Source organism: Enterobacter sp. 168J2, from assembly GCF_034107265.1.
Taxonomy (GTDB): Bacteria; Pseudomonadota; Gammaproteobacteria; order Enterobacterales; family Enterobacteriaceae; genus Enterobacter; species Enterobacter nematophilus.
The window spans coordinates 428,234-455,228 of the sequence record NZ_JAWNEB010000002.1 but is presented as its reverse complement, the minus strand read 5'-3'; the positions used below and the strand labels follow the sequence as shown (position 1 = coordinate 455,228).

Annotated in this window: 25 protein-coding genes; 12 read left to right on the top strand and 13 right to left on the bottom strand. The window is 53.6% G+C overall.

What is annotated here, in order from left to right; genetic code table 11:
* Positions 1–25: 25 nt before the first annotated feature.
* On the bottom strand, positions 26–208 hold the full coding sequence (locus USG84_RS10235) for a hypothetical protein (protein ID WP_151413511.1): 183 nt from the start codon (positions 206–208) through the stop codon (positions 26–28).
* Positions 209–417: 209 nt separating this feature from the next.
* On the opposite strand from USG84_RS10235, the gene USG84_RS10230 reads away from it, so the two are divergent.
* The 7 genes from USG84_RS10230 to USG84_RS10200 all read left to right on the top strand — a co-directional run bounded on the left by USG84_RS10230 (position 418) and on the right by USG84_RS10200 (position 7,372).
* Positions 418–1,002, top strand: a complete 585-nt coding sequence (locus tag USG84_RS10230) for a fimbrial protein (RefSeq protein ID WP_151413537.1) — start codon at positions 418–420, stop codon at positions 1,000–1,002.
* 68 nt (positions 1,003–1,070) lie between these two features.
* Positions 1,071–1,790 (top strand): fimbrial chaperone, encoded by a 720-nt coding sequence (locus USG84_RS10225; RefSeq protein ID WP_253540746.1) that lies wholly within the window; start codon positions 1,071–1,073, stop codon positions 1,788–1,790.
* A gap of 47 nt (positions 1,791–1,837) precedes the next feature.
* On the top strand, positions 1,838–4,432 hold the full coding sequence (locus USG84_RS10220) for an outer membrane usher protein (RefSeq protein WP_253540743.1): 2,595 nt from the start codon (positions 1,838–1,840) through the stop codon (positions 4,430–4,432).
* 26 nt (positions 4,433–4,458) lie between these two features.
* Positions 4,459–5,028 (top strand): fimbrial protein, encoded by a 570-nt coding sequence (locus USG84_RS10215; protein ID WP_151413510.1) that lies wholly within the window; start codon positions 4,459–4,461, stop codon positions 5,026–5,028.
* A 24-nt stretch (positions 5,029–5,052) separates the two neighbouring features.
* Positions 5,053–5,607 carry a fimbrial protein gene (locus tag USG84_RS10210; RefSeq protein ID WP_414146788.1) on the top strand — a complete coding sequence of 185 codons (555 nt, stop codon included), beginning with the start codon at positions 5,053–5,055 and terminating at the stop codon, positions 5,605–5,607.
* A 20-nt stretch (positions 5,608–5,627) separates the two neighbouring features.
* Positions 5,628–6,233: a fimbrial-like protein gene (locus tag USG84_RS10205; protein WP_253540740.1), complete on the top strand. Its 606-nt coding sequence runs from the start codon at positions 5,628–5,630 to the stop codon at positions 6,231–6,233.
* Positions 6,234–6,253: 20 nt separating this feature from the next.
* Positions 6,254–7,372 carry a fimbrial protein gene (locus tag USG84_RS10200; RefSeq protein WP_151413507.1) on the top strand — a complete coding sequence of 373 codons (1,119 nt, stop codon included), beginning with the start codon at positions 6,254–6,256 and terminating at the stop codon, positions 7,370–7,372.
* A 1-nt stretch (position 7,373) separates the two neighbouring features.
* On the opposite strand, the gene USG84_RS10195 is transcribed toward USG84_RS10200, so the two are convergent.
* From USG84_RS10195 to USG84_RS10180, 4 genes are all read right to left on the bottom strand, one after another.
* A complete protein-coding gene (locus USG84_RS10195; protein ID WP_151413506.1) occupies positions 7,374–8,621 on the bottom strand; it encodes a polysaccharide deacetylase family protein in 1,248 nt (415 codons plus the stop codon).
* Positions 8,622–8,684: 63 nt separating this feature from the next.
* Positions 8,685–9,125, bottom strand: coding sequence for a PTS sugar transporter subunit IIA (locus tag USG84_RS10190; RefSeq protein WP_151413505.1), 441 nt, complete (start codon positions 9,123–9,125; stop codon positions 8,685–8,687).
* A 104-nt stretch (positions 9,126–9,229) separates the two neighbouring features.
* The gene (locus USG84_RS10185; RefSeq protein ID WP_023334536.1) at positions 9,230–10,000 is read right to left on the bottom strand and encodes an ABC transporter permease; all 771 of its coding nucleotides are present in this window, start codon (positions 9,998–10,000) and stop codon (positions 9,230–9,232) included.
* Positions 9,997–10,923, bottom strand: a complete 927-nt coding sequence (locus USG84_RS10180; protein WP_151413504.1) for an ABC transporter ATP-binding protein — start codon at positions 10,921–10,923, stop codon at positions 9,997–9,999. The genes USG84_RS10185 and USG84_RS10180 overlap by 4 nt, the downstream gene beginning before the upstream one ends.
* A 107-nt stretch (positions 10,924–11,030) precedes the next feature.
* Between USG84_RS10180 and can the strand changes: the two genes are divergently transcribed.
* A complete protein-coding gene (gene can / locus USG84_RS10175) occupies positions 11,031–11,693 on the top strand; it encodes a carbonate dehydratase (RefSeq protein WP_014882586.1) in 663 nt (220 codons plus the stop codon).
* Positions 11,694–11,754: 61 nt separating this feature from the next.
* Here can and hpt read toward each other — a convergent pair whose 3' ends face one another.
* On the bottom strand, positions 11,755–12,291 hold the full coding sequence (gene hpt, locus USG84_RS10170; protein WP_032644976.1) for a hypoxanthine phosphoribosyltransferase: 537 nt from the start codon (positions 12,289–12,291) through the stop codon (positions 11,755–11,757).
* A gap of 208 nt (positions 12,292–12,499) precedes the next feature.
* Between hpt and USG84_RS10165 the strand changes: the two genes are divergently transcribed.
* Positions 12,500–14,890: a glucose/quinate/shikimate family membrane-bound PQQ-dependent dehydrogenase gene (locus USG84_RS10165; protein ID WP_253540736.1), complete on the top strand. Its 2,391-nt coding sequence runs from the start codon at positions 12,500–12,502 to the stop codon at positions 14,888–14,890.
* 74 nt (positions 14,891–14,964) lie between these two features.
* On the opposite strand, the gene cueO is transcribed toward USG84_RS10165, so the two are convergent.
* Positions 14,965–16,524, bottom strand: a complete 1,560-nt coding sequence (gene cueO, locus USG84_RS10160) for a multicopper oxidase CueO (protein ID WP_253540734.1) — start codon at positions 16,522–16,524, stop codon at positions 14,965–14,967.
* Between the two features lie 145 nt (positions 16,525–16,669).
* On the opposite strand from cueO, the gene USG84_RS10155 reads away from it, so the two are divergent.
* The 3 genes from USG84_RS10155 (at position 16,670) to speD (ending at position 18,796) form a co-directional block, all read left to right on the top strand.
* Positions 16,670–17,017, top strand: coding sequence for a YacC family pilotin-like protein (locus USG84_RS10155; RefSeq protein WP_014882582.1), 348 nt, complete (start codon positions 16,670–16,672; stop codon positions 17,015–17,017).
* A gap of 114 nt (positions 17,018–17,131) precedes the next feature.
* Positions 17,132–18,001, top strand: coding sequence for a polyamine aminopropyltransferase (speE, locus tag USG84_RS10150; RefSeq protein ID WP_151413503.1), 870 nt, complete (start codon positions 17,132–17,134; stop codon positions 17,999–18,001).
* A complete protein-coding gene (speD, locus tag USG84_RS10145) occupies positions 18,002–18,796 on the top strand; it encodes an adenosylmethionine decarboxylase (RefSeq protein ID WP_061099206.1) in 795 nt (264 codons plus the stop codon).
* Between the two features lie 23 nt (positions 18,797–18,819).
* Here speD and USG84_RS10140 read toward each other — a convergent pair whose 3' ends face one another.
* From USG84_RS10140 to acnB, 6 genes are all read right to left on the bottom strand, one after another.
* Complete coding sequence (locus tag USG84_RS10140) at positions 18,820–19,590, bottom strand: DeoR/GlpR family DNA-binding transcription regulator (RefSeq protein ID WP_151413502.1); 771 nt, start codon at positions 19,588–19,590, stop codon at positions 18,820–18,822.
* Between the two features lie 9 nt (positions 19,591–19,599).
* Positions 19,600–20,583: a D-threonate 4-phosphate dehydrogenase gene (locus tag USG84_RS10135; RefSeq protein ID WP_253540732.1), complete on the bottom strand. Its 984-nt coding sequence runs from the start codon at positions 20,581–20,583 to the stop codon at positions 19,600–19,602.
* Positions 20,573–21,832, bottom strand: a complete 1,260-nt coding sequence (gene dtnK, locus USG84_RS10130) for a D-threonate kinase (RefSeq protein ID WP_320738259.1) — start codon at positions 21,830–21,832, stop codon at positions 20,573–20,575. Before dtnK ends, USG84_RS10135 begins: the two co-directional genes overlap by 11 nt.
* Positions 21,829–22,782, bottom strand: a complete 954-nt coding sequence (locus tag USG84_RS10125; protein WP_253540727.1) for a 2-keto-3-deoxygluconate permease 1 — start codon at positions 22,780–22,782, stop codon at positions 21,829–21,831. The genes dtnK and USG84_RS10125 overlap by 4 nt, the downstream gene beginning before the upstream one ends.
* Before the next feature lie 180 nt (positions 22,783–22,962).
* Entirely contained in the window at positions 22,963–23,325 is a 363-nt protein-coding gene (yacL, locus tag USG84_RS10120) for a protein YacL (protein WP_061099211.1), read from the bottom strand.
* A gap of 191 nt (positions 23,326–23,516) precedes the next feature.
* A complete protein-coding gene (gene acnB, locus USG84_RS10115; protein ID WP_320738258.1) occupies positions 23,517–26,114 on the bottom strand; it encodes a bifunctional aconitate hydratase 2/2-methylisocitrate dehydratase in 2,598 nt (865 codons plus the stop codon).
* Between the last annotated feature and the right edge of the window lie 881 nt (positions 26,115–26,995).

The following is a 26,995-nucleotide window of genomic DNA, read 5'->3' as shown; positions in this document are numbered from 1 at the left end:
ACATTCAGAAACATACCTCTATTAATCATTCGCTTCCCGTATTAAATACCCCCTTACCTTGCTTTTTTCCAACGTGAATCATATCCTCACCAAATACATCAAAATAAAATACGCATAAAAATTCATGAGCAAATATCGCTTCACTCACAATTATTTCTTGCGTAATATTTACTAACAAAACCACACTTCCTTCAGACAAATCGAACATCGCACGAAATTACCAGCTGATATTAAAGAGATTTTCCGCAAGACTAATTATCCTCAACATAATCAAAAATAACTTCAGTTAAACTACAAAATCATTCAAGCACTTCTTAATATATTTTGCCTAAAAACAATATTATATTCACCTCGCTTTATCTCTAAGCGCGAAAAATTAAGCTTTTTTCTAATAACGAATAAATGGATGTTATAGATATGTTTAAGAAAACTATTCTGGCTACTGCTGTAGCTGTAATGGCAATGGGTTCTGTATCAGTAATGGCTGCGGATGTTGGCCTGATCACCTTTGATGGCGCAGTAACGGATACCACCTGCGTTGTTACTACCAATAATGGCGTAGAAGCAAACAACGTTACCGTTACCCTGCCAGTTGTAAAAGTATCTGATGTTGAAGGCACCACAGTTGACAAAGGTGTTGGATCTAAAGAGTTCGAACTTCACCTGAGCGAGTGCCCGGATACCCTGACCAAAGCGACGGCGACCTTCTCCTCTCAGCAGTTCGCTGAACTGACCAACGGTACTCTGAAAGCTGACCCAACTGTAGCGGGTCACGCTGACAACGTTAGCCTGGCGCTCTATAACAACACTTCTGCAAGCTCCGATCGCGTTCTGATCGGCCAGCCAGGTAACGACACTCAGGAAGCTACTCTGACTGCTGGCGAAGGTACCCTGGCTTACCGCGTTGCTTACGTTCCAAGCGCCGACTGGGTAAAAGGCACCAATGATGTTTCTTCTGGTAAGGTCAGCAGCAACGTTACCTTCACCATGAGCTACAAATAATCAATTGATTAATTAATACATGCGCTCACGGATGAGGTGGGCGCATTTTTTGTTTAAGGATGAATATTATGCGCCCGTTTAAAAAAACTCTTGCTGCTCTGTTATTGAGCACCACTTGCTGTTTTTCTTATTCCGCGTTAGCGGATATCGTTATTTCTGGCACTCGGGTTATTTACCCTGAGACCGCAAAAGATGTGACGGTAAAAATGGAAAACAGGGGTAACAAACCCCTGCTGGTACAGACCTGGCTTGATGATGGCCGTGACGAAGTTAACCCGCAAGAATTAAAACTTCCTTTTATTGTAACACCACCTGTTTCACGCGTTGACGCGGCAAAAGGCCAGACGGTTCGTATTACCTGGCTGGGCCAACCTATGCCGAAAGACAGAGAATCCCTTTACTGGTTCAACGTGCTTGAAATTCCACCAAAAGCGAAAGGCGGTGATGCGCAAAACTTATTGCAGCTGGCATTCCGTACCCGCATAAAAATGTTCTTCCGTCCTAAAGGTCTGACCGGAGATGCCTCTATTGCTGCTGGCCAGCTGAAATGGACACAAAGTAATGCGTCGTTAATTGCCCGTAATGATTCGCCTTATTACGTGTCATTAGCGAAATTAGAGGCCACCGTCGGCGGTAAAAAAATTAATATTGAACCTCATTATATTGCGCCATTTGACAGCCAGACCTATCAGGTAAAAGAAGCTGCAAGCGCACGTATTTCCAAAGTCATGTACAACACAATCAATGACTTTGGTGGTTCAGAGCCGCATGAAGCGCAAATAAATTAAATAAATAACAGCAACCAACTTTCGCAGCTAACGGACTAGTGATAGCAATGTTTCTTCGCCCATCTTTTCTTTGCCTTGCCATTTGCGCAGCCTTGCAAACATCGGCCCTGGCTGCCGATGCTTCAGCTTCAACCTCTTCTAATGAAGAGGTTGAATTCAACGATCAGTTTCTGTTTAACACAGGGACGAATATCGACGTAAGCCGCTTTTCTCGCGGGAACCCCGTGGTGCCTGGCACCTTTAAAACGCAGATATTGCTTAACGGCCAGAAGAAACTGTTGACGGATTTTACCTTTAAAGAAAATGGTACAACACGTGCCACACCTTGCTTTACGCCTAAAATTTTGCTGCAAGTTGGCATCAAAGCTGAGCCTTTAAAAGACGCCCTTAGCAAAGAAGAAGATGGCCATGAAATCTGCGTATCACTCAATGACCAACTGTCTGGTTCTTCATGGGACTTCGATGCGAGCACGCAGGAGCTGAGCCTTAGCGTGCCTCAGATTTATGTTGAGCGCCACCCGGGTGGTTATGTTGATCCTTCTCTTTGGGAGGATGGTATCACCGCGGGCATACTTTCTTATGATCTTAACGCGTGGCATTCAGATAGTGCCTACGGTTCAGAAGATACTGCCTATGCGGGCCTGAAGTATGGGCTGAATATGGGGCCATGGCGTTTACGCTCTCGCGGCACCCTCAACTGGTCTGAGGATGAAGGCACTGACTATAGCAGCCAGGAAGCCTACCTTCAGCGTGATGTTACTGCTCTGCGCGCTCAGCTGTTGTTAGGGGATTCCTATACTCGTGGCGACACATTTAACGCCATCAACCTGCGTGGTGTGCGTATGTACAACGACGACCGTATGCTGCCAGGCGGTGTCTCGACCTATGCCCCAACCATCCGCGGCGTTGCAAAAACTAACGCAAAAGTGACCATATCCCAAAATGGCAACAAGATTTATGAAAGCACCGTACCGCCTGGCGCATTTGAGATCGACGACCTCAGCACCACCGGTTACGGCAGCGATCTGATCGTCACTATCGAAGAGTCTGATGGTAGCCAGCGTAATTTCTCTGTGCCTTACTCTTCGGTGAGCCAAATGCTGCGCCCCGGCTATGGACGTTGGGACATTGGCGCTGGCGAGCTTAATGACAATGGTCTGAAAGACAAACCACGCGTTGCTTATCTTACTGGCTATTATGGCCTGAGCAATACCTTCACCGGCTACGCCGGGATGCAGTATATGGACACAGATTATTTATCTGGCCTGCTGGGTATTGCCATGAACACGGGAATAGGTGCGTTTGCACTTGACGTCACCCATTCTGATGCCGATGTAGACGGAGTGGGAAGACTGACCGGGCAAAGTTATCGTCTTTCCTGGAGTAAGTTACTGAGTGATACCAACACCTCATTCAACGTCGCGGCCTATCGCTTCTCGACGGAAGATTACCTGACGCTGAACGACGCAGCCTCTCTTTCAGAGGATATTAAATACCGGGATACCTCACGTAACCCAGATCACACGAGTGAAGACGTCTATAACCGTTTCCAGCGTATGAAAAACCAGGTTCAGGTTAACGTAAGTCAGCCGCTTACCGTCGGTAAGGATGATTACGGCTCTCTGTACGTTAACGGAAGCTGGCAGGATTACTGGACGGAGTCGAGCTCAACATCACAGTATTCCATGGGCTACAACAACTCGTTCTGGCTAGGTAGTTACAGTATCTCACTGCAGCGAAGCTATGACGAATACGGCGAGAAGGATGACAGCCTTTATTTAAGCCTGAACATCCCGCTGGAGAATCTGCTGGGTAATAACAAACACCCGGGCGGCTTCTCAAGCGTCAATATGAGCGTGAACTCTGACTTTAAAGACAGCACGACATTCAATACCAGTGCAAACGGCAACTCAGAAGACTATCGCTTTAACTACAGCGTGAACGCCAGCACTAACCACTCTGACAGCGGAGACCTGAATCAAATTGGCGGTTACGGCAGCTACAACAGCCAGTATGGGCCGTTGAGCCTTTCAGCATCAGCGAGCGATGACAACAGTCGCCAGTATTCATTGAGCTACAGCGGCGGCATGCTGGTCCACTCCGGCGGCATTACGCTTGCGCCAGGCAGTATTGGCGATACGGATACGTTGGCGCTGGTAAACGCACCGGGCGCCAAGGGCGCGCATCTAAGCATTGGTGATGGCGTCATCGGTAGTTCTGGCTATGCCATCATGCCTTATCTCACCGCATACCGTGAAAACACGGTGGGTATTGATATTTCAGAAATGGACGCGGACGTTGAAGTCAAAAGTACCAGTACGGTGGCTGTGCCTCGTAGCGGGGCCATTCTTCGCGTCGATTTTGAGACCGATCAGGGTCGTTCACTGCTGCTCGAACTGCATCGTTCAGATAACAGCTTTATTCCACTCGGAGCAGATGTGCTTAACGAAAAAGGTGAATCTGTCGGCTCCGTCGGTCAGGCGGGTCAGGCCTATGTCCGTGGTGTAGAGGAGAGCGGTAAATTGCGTGTGGTTTGGGGGAGTGAGGCAGGCAGCTCATGCACCGTTAATTATCACATTACGCCATCCGCTCAGAAAGTCGGGCTGACCACGCTGCTTAACAATCAAACATGCCAAATGTAATTTTTTTTATACAGGGAGTTATTTTAATGAAGAAAGTTTTATCACTCGCACCGCTCAGCGCATTGCTGATCATGACATTGCAGTCGCCAGCGCAGGCTGTCGATCTTGACGTCAGCTTCACAGCCTCACTGCGTGAAACCACCTGTGACATGAAAATCGAAGGGGGTACGGGTAATGGCACCAACAATACTATTCCAATCGGTACGGGCGGGAAAACCAACCTGGGTGATATTATGAGTGGCTCAGATGCTGCCAGCACCCAGTTCAAGCTGAAAATTACTGAGTGCCCGAGCAGCCTCGCTGCGCTAAAAACGACGATCACCGGCACTGCATCGGGTTATGTCGATACCGTCATAGTCAACGCCGCAACTTCTTCTGCATCAGATTATCTGGGCGTCAGTATCGCCCGTGTCTCCGCACCGGATGCGCCTTTTGTAATCAACTCGACTGACGATACAAAACGTCTGGTCTGGACAACCTCAGAAATTAGCGGCAAAGAGGTTCCTCTTATTGCTCGTCTGGTCGAAACCCAGACAGGGAAAGCAACAGCGGGTAATTTTAGCGCCACGGCAACTTTTAACTTTGTCTACGAATAAGCGGAAGGAAACGCACTAATGAAAATGACATCCTCCACATTGATTGCTCTGGCTGTTTCTGCCGGCATGTTTACCAGCGCGGCCAGCGCCATTACCGGCACCACAAGCGTATCAGGAACGTTTACCTCAACGGTAGAAGTTGGCACATGTACGGCGCAGGTACAGAACGCTGCCGGCACCGCGATCAGCACGCTGGCTTTTGGCGACGTGTATAAATCTGACCTGACGGCGCAAAGTCACAGTGAACCTTTCAAAATTGCCTTTAGCGGCTGCGCTGGCGTTAAATCTGCTTCAGTAGAGACAACAAAAGGTACGGGCGGTAACTGTTCGGGCGATGCAAAAGATGGCGACTCTTTCGATGCAGGTAATGCAGCGGCATTTGAGGTCTGGAAAGGAACAGCAGGCAGCGGCACGCTCTTAAGCTGTAAAACAACCTCGAAGCAAAACGTCACCATCAGCAGTGGCACAGGAACGATGGACTTAGCTGCCCGTATTGTCATTGCGAAAGGAAAGACCATCAGCAATGTCACGACAGGTAACGTCAGTGCACCAGTCACCTTTGTTGTAACTTATCAGTAAGTAAAGTAGACGGGGCAGCCATGTTGCGAAATATAAAAAATAATAGCCTGAAAAGATTCACTCTCTTGGCAGGGCTACTCAGTTGGCATTGGTCTGCCCCATGCCTGGCAGAAGAACCAGGCATGGATATTACGCTTAATGCCAACATTATTGAAAACACATGTCAGGTATCCATTTCCGGTGACGGTAAAGTGTATTTACCGACGGTGGGAAAATCATGGTTTTATAATTCAGACGGCAGCACACGACTGCAACCAACGGATGCTGCATCAGGCACCGAGTTTAAGGTAAAAGTGGAAGAGTGCGCGGGTGGTGCTGAAGCCATCACAAAGCTTATTTTTAGCTTTCAGCCGCAAAGTAAAATTTGGCCAACGGGATCTCACCAGGTCTTTATTAACGAGACCAGCGTGGCTGAAGGCGGTGCGGATAACACGGGCGTGGTCATTTTTTCAAAGGCATTGAATACCAACGTCTTAAATTCGGATGGAACCTCCAGCGTTGCGCTTGATACCAATACCGATGACTGGGCAAAAGAATACCCATTCTACGCGCGCCTGCAAAATACCGGTACGGTCACGGCAGGTAAAGTCACAAGCAGAGTTATCGTTAACGCAACCTATAAATAGAGTAGAAAAGGAAATTACTCATGAATAAAAAGGGATATCAGCATGGCCACGTCATTATAAAGATGATGACGGCACTCCTGTTTTTGACTTACGCCAGTGCTTCTCTGGCAAGTGAATGTCACTTTGGCGCTTATGGCGAAGGCGGTTCGTCGACCATTATCAACGGTTCCTCAGGTACGCCGGTCTATTTCAACACGTTTGCAGGATATGTAGGCATGATGGAGATTGGTGAGGTGTATGACGCCTCCCTCACGCCTGCACTTTGGTCCGAATGCGATCCCGGTGACGATGGCGACACGATGGAAAACATCACCTACGATAATAAAGGTGCTGATAACGATACCGCTGTGTGGCCGACGAATATAACGGGAATTTATTATGCGGTGCGGGTCTACAGCGATAATAACCCCGGAGCCTGGTTCTCACCCACCCTTGGAAGATGGGAATCGCTGGGCGTTCATGCGCCGAATGTAAGCCATAACTGGAAAATTCAGATTAAGCTCTACCAGAACAACGGTGAGTTTACGGGCAACATGAATGGCGCAACGAAAATTACCCCTAAAGCCTCTGCACGCATTGGGGGGATGTCAATCGGTAACCATACCGACACTAACAACAAGCCCTGGTATTTCGATGTCACCACGTCGAGTTTCAGTATTCCGGTATCAGCCTCCACCTGTAAGGTCGCAACCGTTAACAACGGCACAAATAACGTCGACTTCGGCGAAGCGATGTTCTCTTCTATCAGGACAGGTTTTTTCCCATCCAAGGCTTTCAACCTACAACTTCAGGGCTGTAATAACGTTGGTGCCGTTAAGCTCAAAGTGAGCGCTGCCGTTACAGGCAGTGATAAAAGTCAGCTTGGAAATACACTGACTTCCAATGCAGCTAAAGGACTTCAAATATCACTTTGGGCACGGTTTACAACAGAGCCAACTTCGGGACTGGTGGTTAACGACGGTGCCTATGCATACACATCGCTTGAGGGATTCCGTGACGATTCAGATAATTGGTACCAGGTAGGTACGAACTCATCGGTAAATTTACCATTTATGGCTGATATGGGCAGAAACTATAACGAACCACTTACAGCCGGTAATTATAAAGGCGTTGCGACCTTCTCAATAAATTACTACTAACCTACCCCTGCGGCTGATTGCTGATCAGCCGCGACATGGTCTCCAGCGAATCCGTTCTTAAAATATACAGGCGTTTCAGTAAGAACGGATTATCCCCCGGCTTCACCTTCCCTTTCACCGTCGTCACCGCCAGATGAAAACCGGCATCGTTCGCCGCCTTGATCGCTTTATTGTCATAGCCGCCGAACGGATACGAAAGATACAGCACGCGCGGGTTGAACTGCGCCAGCGCGCGGCGGGAACGCTCAAAATCAAACAGGATCACGTGATAGCTGCGGCTCAGTAAGATCGGATGTTTATACCCGTCCACGCGGTGCAGGAAGTGAGTGTGCGACTGAATGTCGAACACGTCCTGAATGCCTTTGATTTCCTGAACGCTCATAAACTGCAGCGATTTCGGGTCCCACTTTTGCGGATGGCCTTTTATTCGTGACGAAATGATAAACGCCGTCGCGTTGAAGCCGTACTCTTTCAACACAGGATACGCGTACCGGCTCACCGACTTCAGGCCGTCGTCAAAGGTAATCACCACCGCCTTCGCGGGCAGGTTCATCCTGTTACGCACGTAACCTTCCAGCTGGTACATCGTCAGCGTGGTGTAACCCTGGTCTCGAAGCCAGGTCATCTGGTTGCTGAACGCGCGCACGCTGGTGGTGGTAGAGGTATGACGAAAACGGGTGTTCTCCTCATCGCGCAGGATATGGTGGTAGGTCAGAACCGGAATGCCGTTATCTTCCTGCGCATCCAGGCTGCTGATCCACGCCAGGCGGTTGCCGATGCGGATCTGATACCAGGTCTGATTCAGACGGTCTTTAAGTTTGTTCAGAATGGGATAACGCAGGTTGGCGCTAAGGGTGCCAAAGGGCGCGCTTCCGCTGCTGGGCGCGTTATAGACGGGCGTATCTTTCCAGGTGATGAGGTTCTGGTTACTGAGCGGCTTGTTCAGATCGCCCAGGCTGTCCTCAACGCGCTGCTTGCCCTGCACTTTCTCCAGATGCTCTTTATCGATAAATCCCGTGCCGAATCCGAAGCGAAATTCATAATAATCCGCCGCGGCGGGAAAGACCGCGAGGATCTGCCCGGCGCGGATATTGCCCACGTTAACCACGGAGTTACCCACCTGAGCCCAGATGGCCGCATCCTCAGTGGTTTGCATATATTGAGCAGGAAGCCCTTGCTGACTTATCAGGCTGGCAGACGCCCCGCCGGAAACCAGCAGCAAAAGGAGAAAGATAACGCGCATGAACATAGGATATAAATCGACACGGGAAATCAGTCGCCATTGTAGCAAAAGCGACATCAATACCAATGTTTAATGCTTATACAGATCGTGAAGCAGAACGAAAGGCGGGTTCTTCTGCTGCTGATGCCACAGGCTGCTCACTTCCGGCGGTCCCTGCGCCACAATGGTATTTCGAAATTCAGCACTGCTTAATGAGGCGCGAAAAGGATACAGGGTTTCGAGTAAAGGCAGGCTGATACCGGAGATCACTTCACAATTATTATACTTGTGGCTCAGCAGCGCCGCGGCCCGGTAAGGCGCAGCACCGGATTTATCGGTAAGAAAAATCACGCCATCACCGGTGTCCGTTTCATGCAGGGCATCGCACATCATCCGGCTGAGCATGTTGGTGCTGAGCCCACGCCAGTAGTTTACCGCGCGGCACTGCGCCAGCGGTCCAAATCTGGCTTCAAGCGTGGCCAGCATATCCTGTGCCTGTTCATCGTGGCAGGTGATAACCCATCCCAGCATAACTCTCTCCTTAGCAGGCAAGTAGTTTAGCGGAGTGAAGGTTTGCTTACGGTGATAACCGTCAAAGAAAGTGCCCGGCAACCAGAGCGTCGCCGGGCAGAGGGTTAGCTACGCAGACCGCGCCCGCGCTGGATCAAATACCAGCACAGCAGGTAGAAGGCGATGATGAACACCACCAGCACCGCTACCGTGGTAAACAGCGGAACATCGGTAATGCCCAGGAAGCCAAACCGGAAGCCGCTGATCATGTAGACAATCGGGTTCAGGTGCGACAGCGCTTGCCAGAACGGCGGCAGCAGCGTCAGGGAGTAGAACACCCCGCCAAGATAGGTCAGCGGCGTCAGCACGAAGGTCGGGATCAGGCTGATGTCGTCAAACGTCTTGGCGAACACCGCATTCAGCAGACCGGCCAGCGAGAACAGGATTGCCGTCAGCAGCAGAGTCAGCGCCACGAACAGCCACGAGTGCACCTGGAACGGGACGAAGAACAGCGAAATCGCCGTGACCAGGATCCCCACGCACAGACCGCGCGCCACGCCGCCGCCCACGTAACCGGCGATAATGACGTGCGTCGGCACCGGCGCCACCAGCAGCTCTTCAATGTTGCGCTGGAACTTAGCGCTGAAGAACGACGAGGCCACGTTCGCGTAGGCGTTGGTGATCACCGCCATCATGATCAGGCCCGGCACGATAAACTGCATATAGGTAAAACCGTGCATCTCACCAATGCGGGAACCGATCAGGTTACCGAAGATGATGAAATAGAGCGTCATGGTGATGACCGGCGGTACCAGGGTTTGCACCCAGATACGCATAAAGCGGTTAATCTCTTTCGCCCAGATACTTTTCAGCGCGACCCAATAAAGATGCGTCATGCCTTGTCTCCTTGTTTATCCTGCACCAGAGAGACAAACAGCTCTTCCAGTCGGTTCGCTTTGTTACGCATGCTTAAAACCTGAATCCCCTGCGCGCTCAGCTGTGAAAACACGCTGTTGATCCCCTGCTCGCGCAGCACTTCCACTTCCAGCGTCGAGGTATCCACCAGGCGATACTGGTACCCTTCCAGCTTTGGCAGCGCGCTTTTTGCCGCTAAATCGAGAATGAAGGTTTCGGATTTCAGCTTGGAGAGCAGATCCTTCATCGAGGTGTTTTCCACCAGCTCGCCGTGCTGAATGATGCCGATGTTGCGGCACAGCATCTCTGCTTCTTCAAGATAGTGGGTGGTTAAAATGATGGTGGTGCCTTTGTCGTTGAGATCCTTCAGGAAGCCCCACATGGAACGACGCAGTTCGATATCCACGCCCGCGGTCGGTTCATCGAGGATCAGCAGCTTCGGCTCGTGCATCAGCGCGCGGGCAATCATCAGGCGGCGCTTCATCCCGCCGGACAACATCCGCGCACGCTCATTACGCTTTTCCCACAGGTCGAGCTGTTTCAGATACTTTTCGCTGCGCTCAAGCGCCTCTTTACGCTCAACGCCGTAATACCCCGCCTGGTTAACGACAATCTGCTGCACAGTTTCAAACGGGTTGAAGTTGAACTCCTGCGGTACCAGCCCCAGCTGGCGCTTGGCGTTCACCACATCTTTTTGCAGATCGTATCCGAACACGCTGACGCGGCCGGAGGTTTTGTTCACCAGCGAGCTGATGATCCCGATAGTGGTGGATTTCCCCGCCCCGTTCGGCCCCAGAAGCGCGTAAAAATCCCCGGCCTCTACTTTTAGATCTATCCCGCGTAGCGCCTGAACGCCACCCGGATAGGTTTTTTTAAGCTGCTCAAGCTCCAGTGCAATTGCCATGAATTTAACTTACCTTCAGTTCTTACACACGTTGTGTGGTTTCATTAAAAGTCGGGTTACCCTATAGTAGCGCAACGCAATTACTCGGTTACAGGTCGCTAACCTCCATGAACGACATAGATACACTCATTAGCAACAATGCACTATGGTCAAAAATGCTGGTGGAGGAAGACCCCGGATTTTTTGGAAAACTCGCACAAGCCCAGAACCCGCGCTTTCTCTGGATTGGCTGTTCAGACAGCCGCGTACCTGCCGAGCGCCTGACCGGCCTTGAGCCCGGCGAACTGTTTGTTCACCGCAACGTCGCCAACCTGGTAATTCATACCGACCTCAACTGCCTTTCCGTGGTTCAGTATGCCGTTGACGTTCTGGAAGTCGAGCACATCATTATTTGCGGCCACTACGGCTGCGGCGGCGTGCAGGCGGCGGTTGAAAACCCGGAACTGGGATTAATTGATAACTGGCTTCTGCACATTCGCGATATCTGGTTCAAACATAGTTCACTGCTCGGCGAAATGCCGCAGGAGAGACGCATGGACACCCTGTGCGAGCTCAACGTGATGGAGCAGGTATATAACCTTGGGCATTCGACCATAATGCAGTCGGCGTGGAAGCGCGGGCAGAAGGTGTCAATTCACGGCTGGGCGTACGGTATTCACGATGGCCTGCTGCGCAATCTGGAAGTCACCGCCACCAACCGCGAAACGCTGGAGCAGCGTTACCGTTCGGGGATTGCCAACCTCAAGCTTAAGCATGTGAACCATAAATAAAGCCGGGGGTTTTCACCCTCTCCCCGTGGGAGAGGGCTGGGGTGAGGGCATCAGCCCGCAATTACTCGTCCAGCAATACCACTTTCCCAACATACGGCAGATGACGATAGCGCTGCGCGTAATCAATGCCGTAGCCCACCACGAATTCGTCCGGGATGGAGAAACCGACAAACTCCACCGGCACCTGCACTTCACGACGCTCCGGTTTATCCAGCAGCGTACAAATCGCCAGCGACTTCGGCTCGCGCAGGCTCAGGATCTCGCGCACTTTTGAAAGGGTGTTGCCGGAGTCGATGATGTCCTCAACGATCAACACATCTTTGCCACGAATATCTTCATCCAGATCTTTCAGGATTTTCACATCACGGGTTGTGGACATGCCGCTGCCGTAGCTGGAGGCGGTCATAAAATCGACCTCGTGTGGCACCTGCACTTCACGGCACAGGTCCGCCATGAACATGAAAGAGCCACGCAGTAGACCGACCAGCACCATTTCGCTGCCGCTGTCCTTGTAATGTTCGGTGATTTGACGACCCAGTTCGGCGATACGCGCTTTGATCTCGGCTTCCGGGATCATCACTTCAACAGTATGTTTCATATTACTAACCATATGATTTTAATGAAAATCTCTCAATGCGAATGAATTGATTCCAGGCATTGAAACGCAAGCCAGCCATTATATCAGCAAATGGATAAGCCTGGCGTATGAGTTATAAAAAGCAAATATTGTGATTCCGATCACACTTGTTAATACCTATAATTAGTTGCTAGCAAATTATTAACAAAAACTGACGAGTACACTTTCTATGGCTGAAACAAACTCTAAACAGCCGCGTCTACTGGTGACACTAACAGCGCTATTCGCCGCCTTCTGCGGCCTGTACCTGTTAATCGGTGGCGTGTGGCTGGTCGCGATCGGCGGCTCCTGGTACTACCCGATTGCGGGCCTGGTTATGCTTGGCGTAACCGTCCTGCTCTGGCGTAGAAAACAATCCGCACTGTGGCTGTATGCCGCGCTGCTCCTCGCCACGATGATCTGGGGCGTCTGGGAAGTCGGTTTCGACTTCTGGGCCCTGACCCCGCGCAGCGACATCCTGGTCTTCTTCGGTATCTGGCTGATCCTGCCGTTTGTCTGGCGTCGCCTGATTGTCCCTTCCAGCGGTGCCGTTGCGGCGCTGGTGGTAGCGCTGTTAATCAGCGGCGGCATTCTCACCTGGGCCGGCTTTAACGACCCGCAGGAGATCAACGGTACGCTGAACGCGGAATCCACGCCTGCGGCGGCTATCTCGCAGGTGGCGGACGGTGACTGGCCGGCCTACGGTCGTAACCAGGAAGGTCAACGTTACTCCCCGCTGAAGCAGATCAACGCGGACAACGTGAAAAACCTGAAGGAAGCCTGGGTATTCCGTACCGGCGACCTGAAGATGCCAAACGATCCGGGCGAGCTGACCAACGAAGTGACCCCGATTAAAGTGGGCAACATGCTTTACCTGTGTACGGCGCACCAGCGTCTGTTCGCGCTCGACGCGGCCACCGGTAAAGAGAAATGGCACTTTGATCCACAGCTGAACTCCAATCCGTCCTTCCAGCATGTCACCTGCCGCGGCGTTTCTTACCACGAAGCGCGTGCCGATAATGCCAGCCCGGAAGTTATTGCCGACTGTCCTCGCCGCATTATGCTGCCGGTGAACGATGGCCGTCTGTTCGCCATCAACGCCGAAACGGGCAAGCTGTGCGAAACCTTTGCGAACAAAGGTATCCTGAACCTGCAGACCAACATGCCTGACACCACGCCGGGTCTGTATGAGCCAACCTCGCCGCCAATCATCACCGATAAAACCATCGTGATTGCCGGTTCGGTAACGGATAACTTCTCCACGCGTGAAACCTCCGGCGTCATCCGCGGTTTTGACGTGAACACCGGTAAACTGCTGTGGGCCTTCGACCCGGGCGCGAAAGATCCAAACGCGATCCCATCGGACGAGCACACCTTTACCTTCAACTCGCCAAACTCCTGGGCGCCTGCCGCGTATGACGCGAAGCTGGACCTGGTCTATCTGCCAATGGGCGTATCCACGCCGGATATCTGGGGCGGTAACCGCACGCCGGAGCAGGAACGCTATGCGAGCGCTATCCTGGCGCTGAACGCCACCACCGGTAAGCTGGCGTGGAGCTACCAGACCGTTCACCACGATCTGTGGGATATGGATATGCCTTCCCAGCCGACGCTGGCCGACATTACCGTAAACGGCAAAACCGTACCGGTCATTTACGCTCCGGCCAAGACCGGCAACATCTTCGTACTGGATCGCAGCAACGGTAAACTGGTTGTGCCAGCCCCGGAAAAACCGGTTCCGCAGGGTGCGGCTAAAGGCGATTACGTCAGCAAAACCCAGCCGTTCTCTGACCTGAGCTTCCGTCCGAAGAAAGACCTCAGCGGTGCAGACATGTGGGGTGCCACCATGTTTGACCAGCTGGTGTGCCGCGTGATGTTCCATCAGCTGCGCTATGAAGGCATCTTTACGCCGCCGTCTGAGCAGGGCACGCTGGTCTTCCCGGGCAACCTGGGAATGTTCGAGTGGGGCGGTATCTCCGTCGACCCTAACCGTCAGGTGGCGATTGCCAACCCAATGGCGCTGCCGTTCGTTTCCCGTCTGATCCCTCGCGGTCCGGGTAACCCAATGGAGCAGCCGAAAGACGCGAAAGGCAGCGGTACCGAAGCGGGTATTCAGCCGCAGTACGGCGTGCCCTTTGGCGTAACGCTGAACCCGTTCCTGTCTCCGTTTGGCCTGCCGTGTAAACAGCCTGCCTGGGGTTACATCTCCGGTCTGGATCTGAAAACCAACCAGATCGTCTGGAAAAAACGTATTGGTACGCCACAGGACAGCATGCCGTTCCCGATGCCGGTTCCGGTGCCGTTCAATATGGGTATGCCAATGCTGGGCGGCCCTATCTCCACCGCCGGTAACGTGCTGTTCATCGCGGCAACCGCAGATAACTACCTGCGCGCTTACAACATGACCAACGGTGAGAAACTGTGGCAAGGCCGTCTGCCGGCCGGTGGACAGGCAACGCCGATGACCTATGAAGTGAATGGCAAGCAGTATGTTGTCATCTCTGCGGGTGGTCACGGCTCGTTTGGCACGAAGATGGGCGACTATATTGTCGCGTATGCGTTGCCGGACGACGCAAAATAAAAGCAAAACGGCAACGAAAGTTGCCGTATTTAGCAATGCAGGCCGGGTAAGGCGAAGCCTCCACCCGGCTTTTTTTATACGGTAAAACCGAGCATCATCCCCGTATCTTCATGCTCCAGCAAATGACAGTGCGCCATATAGGCAAACTCTTTAGGCGCTTCGTGGTCAAACTTCACCAGCACCTCGCTGACGCCGCCTTCCACCCTCACCGTATCTTTCCAGCCCGCGCGATGTGCGTCCGGCGCTTTACCGTTTTCAGAGAGAATGCGGAACTGCGTGCCGTGGATGTGGAACGGGTGCAGCATCATGTCGCCTTCGCCGGAAATCACCCAGCGCTCAAACTGCCCCTTCGTGGCGGCAAACATCGGCGTGTTCATATCGAACGCTTTGCCGTTGATCTTGTTAGCGTTGTGGAAATCGAACCCGTGACCACCGTGATCCATACCGCCCATTTTACCGTGGTCCATATTCATATGGCCCATCATCTGGCCATGGTGCATCCCCGTCATCGCCTGATTGCCGTACTTCTTCATCAGCGCCTGCATGCCCATCATATCGAGCATCGGATCCATGGAGAGCTGAAGCTTGCGTTGCGTAAGGCCATCCAGCGACGGGAGGGCAGGCAGCGCGGCTAAGGTGTCCGGCAGCGTACCGGAGGCCGTGACCTGTAGCGGCTGAATGCGCAGCACCGGATGCGGTTTATCAAACGGCGCCACGGCCATCCCCATCTGGCTGACCGGCAGGGTCACCAGGTCAAACGGCTTGCCGTCGCTGATATCCACCAGCACTTCGAAGCGTTCGCCCATCAGCATCGGCAGCTCGCTCACCTTCACCGGCTCCGGCAGCAGGCCGCCGTCGCTCGCTACTACGTAAAGCGGGCGCTTATCGCTGGCGGCAAAATTCAGCGAACGTGCGTTACAGCCGTTAAGCAGGCGCAGGCGCAGCCAGCCCTTCGGGGCGGCATGCTGCGGATAGATCGCGCCGTTGGCCAGCAGCGTATCGCCAAACCAGCCGACCGCCGCGCTCATCACGTCCAGCTGGTAGTCAATCTGCCCGTCCGCGCTGAATTTTTTATCCTGCACAATCACCGGCACGTCGTCGATGCCCCACTGTTTCGGCAGGCGCAGCAGGCGGCTTTCATTGTCTTCAATCAGCACCAGCCCCGCCAGCCCCATCGCTACCTGATGGCCCGTTTTACCATGCTGATGCGGGTGGAACCAGCAGGTCGCTGCACGCTGATCAGGCGTAAAGGTGACGCTTCGCGTGCCACCCGCTTTGATGATGCCCTGCGGTCCGCCGTCCACCTCGCCCGGCACTTCCAGCCCGTGCCAGTGCAGCGTCGTCTCCTCGGCAAGCGTATTGTGGATATCCACCGTTACCGCCTTCCCTTTGCGTAGCTGCAACGCCGGGCCGAGCAGATTGCCGTTGTAGCCCCAGGTTGTGGCGCTGTGCCCGCCGAAGGCGGTTTTACCGGACTGAACAACGAGCTGAATACGGCTACGGGCGTCTGCGGTCAGTAAGTCAGGGATGGGTAAGGCAGGCCTTTCCGCCGCAAAAACCGCGCGGCTCCAGAGTGGTAATGCGCTGGCAGCCCCCAGCACAGCGGAATACTTTAAAAAATCACGACGTTGCATGTTCATTTCCTTATTTCCAGCAGGCGATCTTTTGAGCATAAACCCTCCCCTTACCGGAAGGTCAAGTAAAGCGGCAATAATAAAGATCGTCGCACTGGCATCAAGTGTGCTAACGTTAATTTTCCGTGAAGAAGTGGTAGAAGCAATGAAGACGTTTTTCAGGACAATTTTGTTCGGAAGCCTGATGGCAATGTGTGCGAACAGCTATGCGCTCAGTGAAAATGAAGCGGAAGATATGGCCGATTTAACGGCGGTTTTTGTATTCCTGAAAAATGATTGTGGCTACCAGAATTTACCCAACGGGCAAATTCGCCGCGCGCTGGTCTTTTTCGCCCAGCAGAACCAGTGGGATCTCAGCAACTACGACAGCTTTGACATGAAGGCGCTCGGTGAAGACAGCTACCGCGACTTGAGCGGTATTGGCATTCCCACGGCGAAAAAATGCAAAGCGCTGGCTCGCGATTCGCTCAGCCTGCTCGCCTACGTGAAATAACCTTCCCGACGCCCCCTGTTCAACCTATAACCGTGCAACCACGGTTATAGTTAGCTATCATGTTTCGCTCATTTTTGTGAGCGTTACGGATGTTAACAAAGGAGGAGTCCGCGTATGGCCGACCACACGTTGTGGCATGAAACACTGCATGACCAGTTTGGTCAGTACTTTGCCGTTGATAACGTGCTCTATCATGAGAAAACGGATCACCAGGATCTCATCATCTTCGAAAACGCCGCCTTTGGCCGCGTGATGGCGCTGGACGGCGTAGTGCAAACGACCGAGCGCGACGAGTTTATCTATCATGAGATGATGACCCACGTTCCGCTGCTGGCCCACGGACACGCAAAGCATGTTCTGATTATCGGCGGCGGCGACGGCGCAATGCTGCGCGAGGTGTCCCGTCATCGGTCCATTGAAACCATCACCATGGTGGAGATCGATGCGGGCGTGGTCTCGTTCTGCCGTCAGTATCTGCCTAACCACAATGCCGGTAGCTATGACGATCCGCGCTTCAAGCTGGTCATTGACGACGGCGTTAACTTCGTTAACCAGACCACGCAAACCTTCGACGTGATTATCTCCGACTGTACCGACCCCATCGGCCCTGGCGCGTCGCTGTTTACCTCCTCGTTCTACGAAGGCTGCAAGCGCTGCCTTAACCCTGGCGGTGTCTTCGTCGCACAAAATGGCGTCTGCTTCCTGCAGCAGGATGAAGCCCTCGACAGCCATCGTAAGCTGAGCACCTATTTCGGCGACGTCAGCTTCTATCAGGCGGCCATTCCGACGTACTACGGCGGGATCATGACCTTTGCCTGGGCGACGGATAACGACGTGCTGCGCCATCTCTCTACAGAAATTATCCAGGCCCGCTTCCATCAGGCCGGCCTCACGTGTCGGTACTACAACCCGGCTATTCATACCGCAGCGTTTGCTCTGCCGCAGTACCTGCAAGACGCATTATCCACTAAGGGGGTGAGCTAATTGAAAAAGCTTAAACTACATGGCTTTAACAACCTGACTAAAAGCCTGAGTTTTTGTATTTACGATATCTGCTATGCCAAAACAGCGGAAGAACGCGATGGTTACATCGCCTATATCGATGAACTCTACAACGCCAACCGTCTGACCGAGATCCTCTCAGAAACATGCTCGATCATCGGTGCCAATATTCTGAATATCGCCCGACAGGATTATGAACCTCAGGGTGCCAGCGTGACCATTCTGGTCAGCGAAGAGCCGGTCGACCCGCAGCTTATCGACAAAACTGAACACCCGGGACCGCTGCCGGAAGTGGTCGTCGCCCACCTGGACAAAAGCCATATCTGCGTTCACACCTACCCGGAAAGCCACCCGGAAGGCGGGCTGTGCACGTTCCGTGCGGATATTGAGGTGTCGACCTGCGGCGTAATTTCCCCGCTGAACGCGCTGAACTATTTAATCCATCAGCTGGAATCCGACATCGTTACGATTGATTATCGCGTGCGCGGTTTTACCCGTGATATCAACGGCATGAAGCACTTCATCGACCACGAGATCAACTCCATTCAGAACTTTATGTCCGAGGACATGAAATCGCTGTATGACATGATGGACGTGAACGTGTACCAGGAAAACATCTTCCATACCAAGATGATGCTTAAAGAGTTCGACCTTAAGCACTACATGTTCCACACCAGGCCGGAAGATTTAAGTGAAGAAGAGCGCAAGGTCATCACCGACCTGCTCTGGAAAGAGATGCGCGAAATCTACTACGGCCGCAACATTCCGGCCGTGTAACGACGTTTCGGATAGCGATATCGTTAAAGTTCAGGCTGTACTAACGTAAGGGCAACGGATTGCGCTTTTAGATCGGCCTGAACGGGCAGAGGCAAACTCACATCGGTAATAATATCAGTGAAGCGGCTCAGCGGAGCAACGTTGAACAGCGAGTGAGCGCCATATTTGCTGCTGTCCGCCAGTAAGATCTTGCGCTGAGCGTTAGCGATAATCTCCTGCTTCAGTCCTGCCTTTTCTTCCGTCGGGGTAGTCACCCCCTTTTCCACGCTCCAGCTGTTACAGCTCATGAAGGCGATATCGGGATAGACGCTACGTAGCATCTTGCGACCAAACTCGCCGATACAGGACTGGCTACTGTCATCAATTCGGCCGCCAACAATGGTGACTTCAATCTGACGGAACTCGGATAAAAACAGAGCGATATGCAGATCGACGGTGATCACCCTGAGCGGGAGATGAGTCAGGCATTTTGCCAGCTCCAGCATGGTCGTGCCGGCATCAAGCACCACAGCGTCGCCCGCCTGAACCATCGAGGCGGCAAAACGCGCAATCGCCCGCTTTTCCGCCGGCGATCGTAACTGCTTTTCATTGGTTGTAGGCTGAGCAGGTTCAAAGCGTTTCAGAGCAACACCGCCGTGGCTGCGGCTGATCACGCCCTGTTCATCCAGTTTGATCAGATCCCGTCGTATCGTTGCAGGTGATGCATCTACCGCATCCACCAGCTGTTCCACGGTCACCAGCGTATGATTTTTCAAATACGCCACAATCTTATCCAGACGGTGTTGCCCTTTCATAACAGGAAATTACGCCAGTTGCATTGCCAGTTTAATCGATACGGCCATGCTCTCAGATTTTGCTTTTCCCGTCCAGGCTATATCAAACGCGGTTCCATGATCGGCAGAAGTACGGATGAACGGCAGACCAGCCGTAATATTCACCCCATCATAGAAGCCAAGCAGTTTGAGCGGAATATGTCCCTGGTCGTGGTACATCGCCACGACCATGTCATATTGCCCCTCGTACGCCTGTAAAAATACGGTGTCCGGCGGACAGGGACCGTAAACATCGATTCCCTTCGCTTTCATGTTTTCGATGGCTGGCGATACAATGCGTATTTCTTCATCGCCAAACAGACCGTTTTCGCCCGCATGGGGATTGACGCCGGCTACGGCAATGCGCGGCTGGGCGAAGCCGACGCGTTTCAGGAAGCGATCCGCGATGCCGATGACCGTCTCAACGCGCTGACCATTCAGCGTATCGAGGAATTTGCGCAACGCAATGTGGGTCGAAACATGGATGACCTTCAGCTTGTCGGTGTAGAGAACCATTGCGTAATCACGGCTTTCAGTCAGCGTCGCCAGCAGTTCGGTATGCCCCGGATAATTGTGTCCGGCCAGATGTAGCGCCTCTTTATTAAGCGGTGCGGTAGCGATGGCGTGTACATCTCCTTTCATCGCCATTTCTGTCGCCCTCTTCACGCAGCGGTAGGCGAGATCGCCCGCCTGGGCCTGCACTTTACCCGGTTCAAGCGCGTCTGGCTGGGCAAGCGGTTCGTCGATGACGTGGATCACGCCTGGCGTATAACGCGCCTCCGCGACGTCGGCAATCGCGCGGAAGGTGACACCTTCCGCCAGCCCTTTGCCCTGCAGACGTCTCAGGGTCTGGAGACATCCCACCACCACAAGCGGGGCACCATTAAGCTCGTCGTCACAAAGCGCTTTGACAATAATTTCCGGACCGATGCCCGCCGGGTCGCCCATCGTAATCGCAATTGTTTTAGTTACCACTGTACATCTCCTCAATAAAATAAAGCGCATCACAAAGGGTGCTGTCTGAACCGAATCCGCCTGCTTTAGTGATAACCGGCAGATCGTCGATTTCACTGTTTACGAATGTCCCACAGGGAATACAGGGCGCCACTTCACCTTGAATGCGATAGCCTTCTGCCCCAAGCGCGGTGGCGATATCCCCTCCGGTCAGGAACAGTCCACCGATACGAGCCTGCTCAATAATGCGCAGCGTAATCGTCCCCATGCGTTCGCTAAGCATCCCGCCGAGCTGTTGGCGGCTTACTCCTGCCTGACTACACAGCTCGTCGATCGTCTGCCTATCGTCCGCGCTCCGGCTGGTACGTAAAATGGTGTGCTGCTGGCGACTCAGCAGCGCACAAGCCTGTTCCACTACCGCAGCCATCTCCTGCTCGGCCTGTGCCGAAACCAGCCGCGATGCATTAATATCCACGACGCTGGCGCGTGCCTGGCAGAGCGCTTTTTCAACCTGCCGGCGCGTGGCTTCGCTCATTGAGCCCGCCACTACCAGTACCGGAAGATCCTGCTTTTCCTGCATGAACATCCTGGCCGGTAGCGCATTCGCCAGCCCGGCAGCGCCGACCAATAGCGGCATCTCTTTTTGCTCACAAATAGCCTGCGCAATCAGCAGCAGATCGCGGTCTTCCACCGCATCCACCACCACCATGCATTCACCCTCGGCGGCAAAAGCCGTAAGCAGTGCGCTGAGTTGGCCCCGACGAACGTCTTCGAGAAACACTTCATGTACCGGAACATCGCTTTGCAACGCGATCAACGCCGCAATACGCGAGGAGATAATGGGGGTTTTCGGATCGCTGGCGAATTCGGTCTCCAGCAGTGGCGTACCATTAACCAGACACAATCCGTTGCGTGTGGTGCGTCCGGCTGCGGGGATAGCCGCCGCGATCACTGCCAGCGTCCGGTTTGCAGCCCGCATTGCCGCCATGACTTCAGCACCCACGTTGCCGCGAAAAGTGGAGTCGATTTTCTTATAAATCAACGGGAGTACATTTCTATCGCACCATGGCGATAACGCCTGCGCTACCGCTTGCCCGGCCTGTACTGCTGGCATAGCGCGGCTTTCCATGTTGATCACCAGCACATCAGCACGACGCGACGGTTTTTGATCCGGCGTTAACATCACTTCCGTGCGCGCGCCCTTCTTTGCCAGCTGTACGCCGGTATCGTTAGAGCCAGTAAAGTCGTCGGCGATAACGAGCATCTTCATGCTTTTTTCTCCTCAGCAACCTGACGCGCTTGTTTCTTCGCAACCCACGAGGTCAGAACAGGCGTCAGGATCGCCGTTGTGATCACCGATGCAGCAATCAGCGGTGCAGCCGCGGCGGCTACCTCCGCCAGCGAGGGATCGGCCTGGGCAATTGCCAGTGGCGTGGCCACAGCGTTTCCGGCGGTACTGGACGCCGCAGCCCCCGCAATACCGGTTCCGCCCACCAGACGGTCGGCACGAATATTAAAGAAACCGCCGATAAAGGTGGTCAGCACGCCGAGCAGAATACCCGCCAGCCCGCCCTGCAGCAGCATTTCAAGGTTGATCCCCGCGCCCAAAGCAAAAGCGAAGAACGGGATCAGCAGCGGCCCCCCTTTGGTCAGAAAGTCGCGCATGTTGGGATCGAGGTTACCCAGAATCATCCCCACCACCAGCGGCACCAGCACCGCGACCAGCGCCATGATCGGAATGTTCGCCATCCCCGCAGCGCCCAGCGCAATCATCGTAAAGAACGGCCCGTCGTTCAGAGACAGGATGGAGATCGCTCCCACATCACGCTCGTTACCAAATTCACCAACCAGCGCGGCGTAAAGCCCGCCATTCGAGTTACTCATCGCAGCGATGATCGCCACGCCGCTTAAGCCAAAGATCCCTTCTGCACCGAAAAGTTGTTCCACTCCGAGGCCAATGGCAATGGCAATCAGGAGCTTGGTGAGCGTAATCGTACCGCCCTGTAACAGCGCCTGTGGCGCAGCCTTCACGCTAATTCCCGCCCCCATGCAGAGCAGGAAGGCACCAATCAGTGGCGCAGCGCCATGTTTAAATAGCGCGGTGGTGAACCCACCGATCTCAAGCGCTTGCGGGGCAAAAGTATTGATAATGGCGCCGATCACCAATGGCACGACCATCATGCCGCCGGGTACACGCTCTATAGCCTTCTTGATGTTCATGGTCTTCCCGCCTGTTGTTATGCTGTGATTAAATAAAATCATAAAGATTATATTCAATCAAATAAATTCCACAAACGCGCCAGATCACAGTTTTAAATGATTAATAAAAATCAAAGGAAGGATTTCAGGGTAAAAAAAAAGCCGGACATAGACGTCCGGCCCTGAAATGATTAAATTCGCTCAGGATTGACCCACAAATTTTCGATAGGCTGTCACTACCTTAAGAAAGTCCTCCACGCCGCACAGCGACAGGCTCTCTTCGTCGTAGTAGCTCATCCCCTCTTCCATCTCGTCACCTGAAAACTCAAGCTGGTTAGCGCGCACCATGACCTCTTCGCCATCCATCCACAGGGTGTATTCATGCCCGGCGCGTTGCCAGGAGCGTTCACTGCCTTTTACCGTCTTCGCCGCCTGTTCAACTTCATCCAGCAGCGCGAGGTTCTCTTTCACCTCTTCGTTAAACCAGTGTCCAACGGCTTCGTGCCCCATCGACATACGCACTTTCACCACGCCGGTGATGTCGCGCAGAAATTCGTAATCCATAGCGTTTTCCTCTGCAAAGCCATTAGGGTAATTATCGCAGCAGAGAGGAAGAAAAAAAGCGGGAGAGGTGGGAGGAATGAAAATAAAAAGGTGAGAGCAAGACCCTGCGGCCTGACGCCCTCACCCCGTCCCTCTCCCACGGGGAGAGGGTGCAAACACTAAAAACCGTCTCGTAGAGACGGTTTTGCTGTTTATACTGCCGTCTGGAAGATAACCCCGTCGGCCTTCTCGGTGTACTGAGAGAGCTGGTCGAAGTTCAGATAGCGATAGGTATCCACCGCCGTCTTATCCACCTGAGCCACGAAGGTCTGGTACTCTTCCGGCGTTGGCAGTTTGCCAATCAGCGCCGCAACCGCCGCCAGCTCCGCAGAAGCCAGGTAGACGTTCGCACCGGTACCTAAACGGTTCGGGAAGTTACGGGTAGAGGTGGAGACCACAGTCGCACCGTCGGCCACGCGCGCCTGGTTACCCATACACAGGGAACAGCCAGGGATTTCGATACGCGCACCGCTCTTACCAAACACGCTGTAGTAGCCCTCTTCGGTCAGCTGCGCCGCATCCATACGGGTTGGCGGCGCCACCCACAGGCGGGTCGGCAGCTGGCCTTTGTGGGTATCCAGCAGCTTACCGGCAGCACGGAAGTGGCCGATGTTGGTCATGCAGGAGCCGATGAACACTTCGTCGATCTTATCGCCCTGCACGTCAGAGAGCAGACGCGCATCGTCCGGATCGTTCGGCGCACACAGGATTGGTTCTTTGATATCAGCCAGATCGATGTCGATCACCGCCGCGTACTCTGCGTCTGCGTCAGCTTCCAGCAGCTGCGGATCCGCCAGCCATTTCTCCATACCCTGAATACGACGCTCCAGCGTACGACGGTCGCCGTAGCCTTCCGCAATCATCCACTTCAGCAGCACGATGTTGGAGGTCAGATACTCAATAATCGGCTCTTTGTTCAGCTTGATGGTACAACCCGCAGCAGAACGCTCGGCGGAGGCATCGGTCAGCTCGAACGCCTGCTCCACTTTCAGATCCGGCAGACCTTCAATTTCCAGAATGCGGCCAGAGAAGATGTTTTTCTTCCCTTTCTTCTCAACGGTCAGCAGGCCCTGTTTAATTGCATACAGCGGGATCGCGTGAACCAGGTCGCGAAGGGTGATGCCCGGCTGCATTTTGCCTTTGAAGCGCACCAGCACCGACTCAGGCATGTCCAGCGGCATCACGCCGGTCGCGGCAGCAAACGCCACCAGACCGGAGCCCGCCGGGAAGGAGATACCGATTGGGAAACGGGTGTGGGAGTCACCGCCGGTACCCACGGTATCCGGCAGCAGCATGCGGTTAAGCCAGGAGTGGATAACGCCGTCGCCCGGACGCAGGGATACACCGCCGCGGTTCATGATGAAGTCTGGCAGCGTGTGGTGCGTGGTCACGTCAACCGGCTTCGGATACGCCGCCGTGTGACAGAAGGACTGCATCACCAGGTCAGAAGAGAAGCCCAGGCACGCCAGGTCTTTCAGTTCGTCACGGGTCATTGGTCCGGTGGTATCCTGAGACCCCACGGAGGTCATCTTCGGCTCGCAGTACGCGCCGGGACGGATACCGGCTACGCCGCATGCGCGGCCAACCATTTTCTGTGCCAGCGAGAAGCCGCGGCTGCTTTCCGCAACGTCTTTCGCATGACGAAAAACGTCGGAGTGCGGCAGACCCAGCGCTTCACGCGCTTTGGTAGTCAGGCCACGGCCGATGATCAGCGGGATACGGCCACCGGCACGCACTTCGTCGATCAGCACGTCGGTTTTCAGCTCGAAGCTTGCCAGCAGCTCGTTGGTTTCGTGGTTGCGCACTTCGCCTTTATACGGGTAGACGTCAATCACGTCGCCCATGTTCAGGTTGCTCACATCCACTTCAATTGGCAGCGCGCCCGCATCTTCCATGGTGTTGAAGAAGATTGGCGCAATTTTGCCGCCGAGGCACAGGCCGCCGCCGCGCTTGTTCGGCACGTGCGGAATGTCGTCGCCCATGAACCACAGCACGGAGTTGGTTGCGGACTTACGGGAAGAACCGGTACCCACAACGTCGCCGACATAGGCCAGCGGGAACCCTTTTTTCTGCAGGGCTTCGATCTGTTTGATCGGGCCGACGCTGCCCGGCTGATCCGGCTCAATGCCTTCACGGGCGTTTTTCAGCATCGCCAGGGCGTGCAGTGGGATATCCGGGCGAGACCACGCGTCCGGCGCCGGAGAGAGGTCATCGGTGTTGGTCTCACCGGTCACCTTAAAGACGGTCACGGTGATTTTTTCCGCCAGCGCTGGGCGGTTCAGGAACCATTCGGCATCAGCCCAGGACTGCATCACCTGCTTCGCATAGACGTTGCCTGCTTTGGCTTTTTCTTCGACATCGTAGAAGTTATCGAACATCAGCAGCGTTGAAGAGAGCGCTTTGGCAGCAATTGGCGCCAGCTTGTCGTTATCCAGCGCGTCAATCAGCGGATGAATGTTGTAACCACCCTGCATGGTGCCGAGCAGTTCAACGGCTTTTTCAGGAGTAACCAGTGGGGAGGTGGCTTCGCCTTTGGCGATAGCAGCAAGGAATCCGGCTTTTACGTAGGCAGCTTCATCTACGCCAGGCGGTACGCGGTTGATCAGCAGATCTAACAGGAATTCTTCTTCGCCCTTAGGCGGGTTCTTCAGCAGCTCGACGAGCGCGGCCATTTGGGTTGCATCTAAAGGTTTGGGTACAATTCCCTCGGCGGCACGTTCTGCTACGTGCTTACGGTATTCTTCTAGCACGACGGTTCTCCTCGCTCTCATTGTCATATGCGGCGGGCGTTCTCTTCACGCTCCTGTGAGACAGCAGTTTGTAGGGTAAATGCCCGATACCGCGTCGGGCAGCATAGCAGGATTTCTGCACAGTGTTAATCTGTTTACAAAAAAGCAACATTAAAAAATTTGCTGAATCGTTAAGCATGGTGTAGTGGGGAGACGAGACGAATTTTGGGTACAAAAAAACCGCCTGATAGCGGTTTATTTGTTGCCTTGCGGTGGTAGCACACCGGGCTGGCAGATTTGCGGCAACATCAACGTAAAATATTGTGCATTACCGCCAGTTAGCTTGCAAGCCACTATCACGATTTTGCGTAGCGCCTTCCCATTTCGTATGAAAGCCCATGTAATTGCGTTTTTTGCCTTCTTCAGAACCATTGAAATGACTATTCTTCTCCGCGGCCTGCTCCGCTGGTGTAGCAACCAGTCACCGGGCCCGGGAGCAGTTCCGTCATCTACGCGGCAACGTCAACTTGCCTGGTTCGAACTTTCCCGGTGAAGAATGAACCCGCGTAGCCTGTACAGGAACGCATGCAATGGAGATGCGAATCACTGCGCTGATCGTTGCGATCGGTTTACTGCTAACCGCACTGCACGGTGGCTGGAACATATCCGACATCACGGTGCTGTTTGTCGTCAACCTCGGCAACTAGCTGCTGGCCGCTCGTAAGAGCGGCCTTCTGAATTCCCTGCGGTTTTTCCCGCATCGCATATAATTGCGTAATAAATACTCACACTCTTTATCCGGACGCACCGAACGCTTCCCAATAAAAGTCAAAAAAGTAAAAGGCGGGTGAATAATACTCACGCCAACCGTAACGCCTCACGGCACAGCGCTTGTCTCGTTG